Genomic DNA, 5,724 nt, shown 5'->3' on the forward strand with positions numbered 1-5,724 from the left:
TGTTTTGATGATAATGATGCTGATATGTATTGGCACGATGCCCAAATACCACCAAATACCAATAACCATGAGTAGACCCTATCAAAAAGTATCTAAAACAAAAATGGACGGCCTCTCTGCAGGAACGCTTCGGGATTTAAACCTGCTCTCGCGGTTTTATTTTGAAGTCATAACGGCAAACTCACGAGGCATCGTGAGAAAGCCAACGCCAAAGGACTTCTTAAAATTCTTAAAAAACGATTACAAAAAACAACTCAACAGTTTAGAGCCACATGACGAACCACTACAACATTGAAATTCTTGAAACCCAAACGCACCTCAAGGTAACGTATCGGGATAACAAGTTTAGAAAGCTGGAGCATTTACGCGGAAAAATAGACGACGCCATGTTGCGCCAATTAGGCCGTATTATTCCAAGGCTTGAAATAAGCATGGAATCATTCACGGCGCACTTTGACACCAAAGTAACATATACCAAGATTGAAACTGAAAAAAGCACCTACACGCTATTTCTGGACGAGTGGACGGCTTTCTTTGAACAACTCACAGGTTTACCGCCAAAGTTTACAGGAGCGGACGGAAATAGCCTGAAAAGTATTATTACCTACCTCAAAAAATTATCAGCTGGAAGCGAACCCGAGGCACTGCAGCTTTGGAAAATCATTTTAAGTAAATGGCATACCATTAAAGAGTTTCATCAGCAGAATACCGATTTAAAATATATCAATTCAAAATTAAACATCATACTTCATGAAATTAAGCAACAAGGTAACACCTTCACTCAAGGAACTAACGGAAGTGTCGAATTATAGCAACACAGCTGTAGTGAAACATTACGCTGGCATGAACTTACGCGTTGCCATAAATTCCAACGGCAAGTCCATGGCCATGATGACCAAGGTTGAAGGCGGAGAGGAACTGGTTAAAAAGTGCGTAACCAATATGCTTATTGGTACCAGCATGTACTTTGCCAAAGTACTTCCAGACAGGCAGGCCAATGTAGTAGCCGAGGAACTGCTGGCCAATTATGAGTACCGCCAACTCAAGCTAGAGGACGTTTTGGCTATTTGCTACGAAATTAAAGAAGCCGATATTATTAACCTCACACCAGCGCGCATATTAAAGCATATCAAGGATTATTTTCAGCGCAGAGAGCAGGCCATTATAGACCAAAGCATAAACGCCAGCGAAACCAACAAAAATGGAAACTTTGACGCTGATTTTGATCAACGCATCAAGCAAAGCGCTAGACACCTAGAGCGCCAGAACCAAGAAATTGTTAGAACCCGAAACGCTACTCGTAAATTTTATAAATAATTATGAATAAAAAAGTAATAATAGTCGGTAATGACGCATCAGGATTAATATCTGCGGTAAAAGAACTTCATCCAGATTCAAAAGTAGTAACAATAGATCAAGCCAAAGAGCTTGGTTTAAGTGAAACGTATGAAATAACAAACCACTACAGTTATGCTGATTACCAATCTGAAACCCTGCCACTAACACGCGCTCAAAAGCGTAAAAACAAGCGTAATTCAAACAAAACAAAATGAAATACCTAACATACAACGGCTACCAGCTGGCCACAAAAAACAAACTGCAGGAGGCGATACAAACTTACTTAAACTGTATAGACCGCACACTTATTAACGACGGTCAAGCACTGGCGGATATTAAAACAAAAATAATAGCGCACATTGTTTTTTTTAATAATGAGTATCCAAGATGCAAGCCTATACGCGCCTCATGGTATAGCCACGATAAAAAGGACTGGTTGTTATCTGGAGTAGACTTTGCCAACTTCCATATTTATCAAGTAAAAACAGACTATAAATATGCATAATTCTGAATGGCTAGACGATCCCTTTTTAAAAGGCGACCCAGACCCGAGTCCAGGAACTCTTATCCTATTAATTATACTATTGGGCATTATTCTATACTGCCTTATTAAATGATTTCTAACACCAAGCTATGAGCCGTTTTTTATGGCTTATAGCAACTGTTAGAAATTGTTTTAAATACCCTTTCAAAACCACTTAAATACAACTTAAATAATGCAAACAAAAAAACAGTCCCTAACCGAAGCCATTTCCAACACAGCCGTTGGTTTTGGTATAAGTTACGCCAGCACATTTTTAATATTCCCATTACTTGGTATTGTAACCAACGCTGGAACCAACCTAATCATTGTAATATATTTTACCATTATCAGCATTTTACGCGGCTATGTAATTCGTAGGTTTTTTAATAAGAAAACCGATAACCGTGTGCGTTATCCAAACGGCAAACTGTTTTGGGTGCATTGCTTCCAGTGCGAAAATGATATGCCAGTTGTAGAAGATAAAGATGCCATTTATTGCTCCAATTGTGGGCTTAAACATTAATTAGCTATGGAATTCAAACATGAAAATTTAACAGAAGTATTTAAAGGTGTGCGTTTGGCCAGAAATTCAGATTTAAAGCATCCACACTATATTTTTTCAGATGAAATTGGCTCCGATTATATGGACGTACATATTATAGATAATCATAAGGAATTCAGATTTGTAATTGATAATTTTCCAATGCGACGTCGGTTTTATGAAACAAATATTCCCTTCAGAACCTTACAGGATTTTATAAGAGCTTTGGAAAGAATGAATGTATATATACCACACCAAAAAAAAGCAACATGAAACGAATGAGCTTCGCGCTAACTAAAGCGCAAATACTAAACCAAACAAAAACAGTTACCAGGCGCAATGGCTGGAAAAATTTAAAAGTTGGTGATCTAATCCAGCCTATTGAAAAAGGTATGGGATTAAAAAAAGGCGAAAAGCAAGTATTACTTGGATGCCCAATTAAAATAATCGCTATAGGCCAAGAACGTTTATATCAAATCACACAATCTGAAGTAAACAAAGAAGGCTTTCCATGCAGAACCAAGGAGTTCTTTATAGAAATGTTCTGTAAGGCCAATAAATGCGACCGCAGGCAGTCCGTAACGCGAATTGAGTTTGAATATACAATACCAAATAAGGAATAATCGCAATTATGCCGTATATTAGGCATATGAAGTATTCTGAAAAACCAACTCTGTTTGGAAAAATAATAATTACGGCGTTACTTGCAATTATTATTATACAATTAGTAATCTTTGTATGGCGGCTTAACTCTTAAAACAAGAACGCATGAAAAAAATACTATTTATTATAACATTACTGCTTGCCATAAACATGCAATCGCAAACAGTTACAGACATTTATAAACAATATATTAAGCCCACTTCTAATGCAAATGAGCTGCGTGAAGGTTTAAAGCGATTGGAATCATCCTGCGGCGCGATACCTCAAGACAAATGCAATAAGGCCAAAGCTACGGCTTTATACTTATTGTCTGATAGATATTATCAAGCGGCATATACCACCTACCTTGTAGACCAGGAACTAGCCAAACCTATTTTAATCCAAGCTGAGTCCATTTATAAACAAGCTTATTCGGTAATGGCTTTAGAAGATTTCCCAGACTATAACGTGCAAGTTATGACCGAAGCAAAGGATATGTTGGAATTACATTTAGAAAATAACTTAAATTAAAATCAAAACCATGAAAAAAATATTCATTACTCTCACACTATTAGCCAGCATTATTACTACGGCTCAAGACGGCTACAACTTGCCAGATAGCAACTACGAAAGTATTTTTAAAAACGTAACCCAATTAGACAGCCTTACAGCGCGTCAATTTGCAAATAGCATAGTGGGAAACAGTAAAACAAATTACACGTTTTTAAGCGCCAAGAACCGCGACGATTCAGCAACTTACTACTTTATTCAGTCTGGGCTTTCAGATTCAGAAATTCAAGAGCAGAAAGAAATGGGCTGCGTCCAATGTATGACGGTTAATTTTACGGTATATGGAAACCGATATGTATTTCTTAACGTTACAGGATCGCTCAAGGATTTACTCCCAACATGGAACCGTGAATTCCTGCCAGCAGCCACGCCAGAATTAATAAAAGAAAGCTTCAAGTACCGCGAAGTAAAAAACCGTAGCACTGGAGTAGACGTCAGGTTAACCGATGAAGGCGGCGTTTGGCAAATTTACAACTGGTCTATTTAATTTTTTTTATCCATAAATAGTAAAAACCCAACGTAATCCGTTGGGTTTTTTTGTTGTGACATATTAAAAAAAAAGTTATGTTTGTGTATATGACAAAGCGTCAGTCCCAACAGCTCGGCATTCAGAAAAACAAATTACTTCGGTATCAAACTGTTTTAGATTACTACCATGAAATCTATAACGAGGACATTCCTTTGACTAAACTTCACAGAAAATTCATTTATCCAAGATTTCATATTTCTAGAACGACTTTTTACAAAATACTAGGCACGCCAGTTTCTAAAGAATTAAAGGAAATAAAAGCGTTTGAGGATAGCCAGCTTTCCATGTTTTAATGGTGCATTATTATTGTTAATTGCTTGTTAATGACTTTTTTTTAGAATAAATAATTGTATTCATAAATTCTCTACATTTATAAAAAATAATATACAATGGCAAAAAAAGGCAATAACGGCGGCGATAAATCTAGAAATAATAACAGTGGGCAAGGTTCAAGAACAAATACTGGTTTAAACTCTAGTATAAATAGGTCAGGGGCAGAAAATACTAAAGGTTCTGGGTCTGGAAATAGACCAGACAGAACTAAAAAAGATTAAAATTAAATAGTGCTAAAAGTATTAACCCGAAAAACATTAGAATAATAGAGGCAATATTTAAGCTGTTTGTTATTCGATTGTATTTTTTGACTTTTCTATCATATTCGTCCTGTTTACAGGCGTCTATGTCTTTACCCCTTATCTTATTTAGCTCTATACAGATAAACTTTTCCTCATAATCATTGGAGTAATATCCTGTTTTTTGAGAAATAAAATTGGAGATAATTGCCACCAGAAAGCATAATCCGCTAATTAATAATATACCAGAATAATCAAATTCAACACGGCCAGCTTTAAACTCTCTTAATGTTTCAAAAATTATATAAATTCCAGCACCACTAATTGAAATTATTAACAAATCCATCCTCCTTATTGAATAATTTGTTCTTTCTCTTGTATTGTTTAAATGCTCATTCCAAGCGCTATATCTTATTTGATTTTTTTTCTTCATTACCTTAAAAGTAGTCTTTTTTAGTTATTTTCAAGCAAGTAAATATAAATTAGGTAGACAATATAGGTAAATTCAAAATTTAAACATTCGTCATTCCTAAACTATAAACCACTGTATATTCTTGCACGCCATCATCGCGCTTAATGCGCTGCATACTCACACGGGTTAATTTACCAGTCCATTCTGCAGGACGCCAGCCGTGTATTAAAGCGTGGATATCCTTTTGCAGCTTCCATATGCTAAAGCCCGCATTCTTTTGGTTCTGTGGCGCTCGTTGGCTAGTATTAGTTAATTTTAAATTAGCAATGGTCAGGCTAATCATGGTATTTGCAGTTTGCCTGTTAACCGGTGATGCTGTTTTGTCCATGCCTAAATTATCAAATCCAGCATTACTGATATCAATCAAAACGCACGGCCATTTTACAGGAAAGTTTGGGCTATAATAATCTAATTGTCCCCAGTCCTCATCTACATACGGAATTGGTAATGTGCTTACTTTGTCTTGAATATTTTGAATGACTGCGTCCATTATGATTTTAATTTATTAGTGATTTTAGCGTTCAATTCTTTGAGGTT

14 protein-coding genes are annotated in these 5,724 nt (G+C 36.2%); 12 read left to right on the forward strand and 2 right to left on the reverse strand.

Translation table 11 applies throughout. The features are described 5' to 3' along the window. From ES675_RS16085 to ES675_RS16490, 12 genes are all read left to right on the forward strand, one after another. Nucleotides 1–295, forward strand: a 295-nt coding sequence (locus ES675_RS16085) for a hypothetical protein (RefSeq protein ID WP_211362535.1), incomplete at its 5' end; no start/stop codon positions are given. Beyond that, a complete protein-coding gene (locus ES675_RS16090; RefSeq protein ID WP_066257073.1) occupies nucleotides 273–812 on the forward strand; it encodes a hypothetical protein in 540 nt (179 codons plus the stop codon). The genes ES675_RS16085 and ES675_RS16090, both read left to right, overlap by 23 nt. Then, entirely contained in the window at nucleotides 751–1,317 is a 567-nt protein-coding gene (locus ES675_RS16095; RefSeq protein ID WP_148367567.1) for a hypothetical protein, read from the forward strand. The genes ES675_RS16090 and ES675_RS16095 overlap by 62 nt, the downstream gene beginning before the upstream one ends. 2 nt (nucleotides 1,318–1,319) lie before the next feature. Continuing rightward, complete coding sequence (locus tag ES675_RS16100; protein ID WP_066257059.1) at nucleotides 1,320–1,553, forward strand: hypothetical protein; 234 nt, start codon at nucleotides 1,320–1,322, stop codon at nucleotides 1,551–1,553. Continuing rightward, nucleotides 1,550–1,843 (forward strand): hypothetical protein, encoded by a 294-nt coding sequence (locus ES675_RS16105; RefSeq protein WP_066257056.1) that lies wholly within the window; start codon nucleotides 1,550–1,552, stop codon nucleotides 1,841–1,843. Before ES675_RS16100 ends, ES675_RS16105 begins: the two co-directional genes overlap by 4 nt. Before the next feature lie 211 nt (nucleotides 1,844–2,054). Then, nucleotides 2,055–2,384 (forward strand): DUF7220 family protein, encoded by a 330-nt coding sequence (locus ES675_RS16110; protein WP_066257054.1) that lies wholly within the window; start codon nucleotides 2,055–2,057, stop codon nucleotides 2,382–2,384. Nucleotides 2,385–2,390: 6 nt separating this feature from the next. Further along, complete coding sequence (locus ES675_RS16115) at nucleotides 2,391–2,675, forward strand: hypothetical protein (RefSeq protein WP_066257051.1); 285 nt, start codon at nucleotides 2,391–2,393, stop codon at nucleotides 2,673–2,675. After that, nucleotides 2,672–3,025 carry an ASCH domain-containing protein gene (locus tag ES675_RS16120; protein WP_066257049.1) on the forward strand — a complete coding sequence of 118 codons (354 nt, stop codon included), beginning with the start codon at nucleotides 2,672–2,674 and terminating at the stop codon, nucleotides 3,023–3,025. The genes ES675_RS16115 and ES675_RS16120 overlap by 4 nt, the downstream gene beginning before the upstream one ends. 145 nt (nucleotides 3,026–3,170) lie before the next feature. Next, nucleotides 3,171–3,575, forward strand: coding sequence for a hypothetical protein (locus ES675_RS16125; protein ID WP_066257046.1), 405 nt, complete (start codon nucleotides 3,171–3,173; stop codon nucleotides 3,573–3,575). Nucleotides 3,576–3,585: 10 nt separating this feature from the next. Continuing rightward, nucleotides 3,586–4,101 carry a hypothetical protein gene (locus ES675_RS16130; protein WP_066257040.1) on the forward strand — a complete coding sequence of 172 codons (516 nt, stop codon included), beginning with the start codon at nucleotides 3,586–3,588 and terminating at the stop codon, nucleotides 4,099–4,101. A gap of 77 nt (nucleotides 4,102–4,178) precedes the next feature. Continuing rightward, entirely contained in the window at nucleotides 4,179–4,436 is a 258-nt protein-coding gene (locus ES675_RS16135; protein WP_197503538.1) for a hypothetical protein, read from the forward strand. Between the two features lie 96 nt (nucleotides 4,437–4,532). After that, nucleotides 4,533–4,697, forward strand: a complete 165-nt coding sequence (locus ES675_RS16490; RefSeq protein ID WP_157448701.1) for a hypothetical protein — start codon at nucleotides 4,533–4,535, stop codon at nucleotides 4,695–4,697. Here ES675_RS16490 and ES675_RS16140 read toward each other — a convergent pair. Then, nucleotides 4,684–5,148: a hypothetical protein gene (locus ES675_RS16140; RefSeq protein WP_066257038.1), complete on the reverse strand. Its 465-nt coding sequence runs from the start codon at nucleotides 5,146–5,148 to the stop codon at nucleotides 4,684–4,686. The genes ES675_RS16490 and ES675_RS16140 overlap by 14 nt on opposite strands. 79 nt (nucleotides 5,149–5,227) lie before the next feature. After that, nucleotides 5,228–5,677 carry a hypothetical protein gene (locus tag ES675_RS16145; protein WP_246126278.1) on the reverse strand — a complete coding sequence of 150 codons (450 nt, stop codon included), beginning with the start codon at nucleotides 5,675–5,677 and terminating at the stop codon, nucleotides 5,228–5,230. Nucleotides 5,678–5,724: the final 47 nt, after the last annotated feature.

Origin of the sequence: Algorimicrobium algoritergicola (assembly GCF_008086165.1) — a bacterium.
GTDB classification, from domain to species: domain Bacteria; phylum Bacteroidota; class Bacteroidia; order Flavobacteriales; family Flavobacteriaceae; genus Algorimicrobium; species Algorimicrobium algoritergicola.

What these genes read in the sequence shown, in the direction of transcription:
- ES675_RS16130 (WP_066257040.1), top strand. Translation starts at nt 3,586, where the DNA reads ATGAAAAAAATATTCATTACTCTCACACTATTAGCCAGCATTATTACT.
- ES675_RS16095 (WP_148367567.1), top strand. Translation starts at nt 751, where the DNA reads ATGAAATTAAGCAACAAGGTAACACCTTCACTCAAGGAACTAACGGAA.
- ES675_RS16490 (WP_157448701.1), top strand. Translation starts at nt 4,533, where the DNA reads ATGGCAAAAAAAGGCAATAACGGCGGCGATAAATCTAGAAATAATAAC.
- ES675_RS16120 (WP_066257049.1), top strand. Translation starts at nt 2,672, where the DNA reads ATGAAACGAATGAGCTTCGCGCTAACTAAAGCGCAAATACTAAACCAA.
- ES675_RS16145 (WP_246126278.1), bottom strand. Translation starts at nt 5,677, where the DNA reads ATGGACGCAGTCATTCAAAATATTCAAGACAAAGTAAGCACATTACCA.
- ES675_RS16140 (WP_066257038.1), bottom strand. Translation starts at nt 5,148, where the DNA reads ATGAAGAAAAAAAATCAAATAAGATATAGCGCTTGGAATGAGCATTTA.
- ES675_RS16115 (WP_066257051.1), top strand. Translation starts at nt 2,391, where the DNA reads ATGGAATTCAAACATGAAAATTTAACAGAAGTATTTAAAGGTGTGCGT.
- ES675_RS16110 (WP_066257054.1), top strand. Translation starts at nt 2,055, where the DNA reads ATGCAAACAAAAAAACAGTCCCTAACCGAAGCCATTTCCAACACAGCC.
- ES675_RS16090 (WP_066257073.1), top strand. Translation starts at nt 273, where the DNA reads ATGACGAACCACTACAACATTGAAATTCTTGAAACCCAAACGCACCTC.
- ES675_RS16135 (WP_197503538.1), top strand. Translation starts at nt 4,179, where the DNA reads ATGTTTGTGTATATGACAAAGCGTCAGTCCCAACAGCTCGGCATTCAG.
- ES675_RS16125 (WP_066257046.1), top strand. Translation starts at nt 3,171, where the DNA reads ATGAAAAAAATACTATTTATTATAACATTACTGCTTGCCATAAACATG.
- ES675_RS16105 (WP_066257056.1), top strand. Translation starts at nt 1,550, where the DNA reads ATGAAATACCTAACATACAACGGCTACCAGCTGGCCACAAAAAACAAA.
- ES675_RS16100 (WP_066257059.1), top strand. Translation starts at nt 1,320, where the DNA reads ATGAATAAAAAAGTAATAATAGTCGGTAATGACGCATCAGGATTAATA.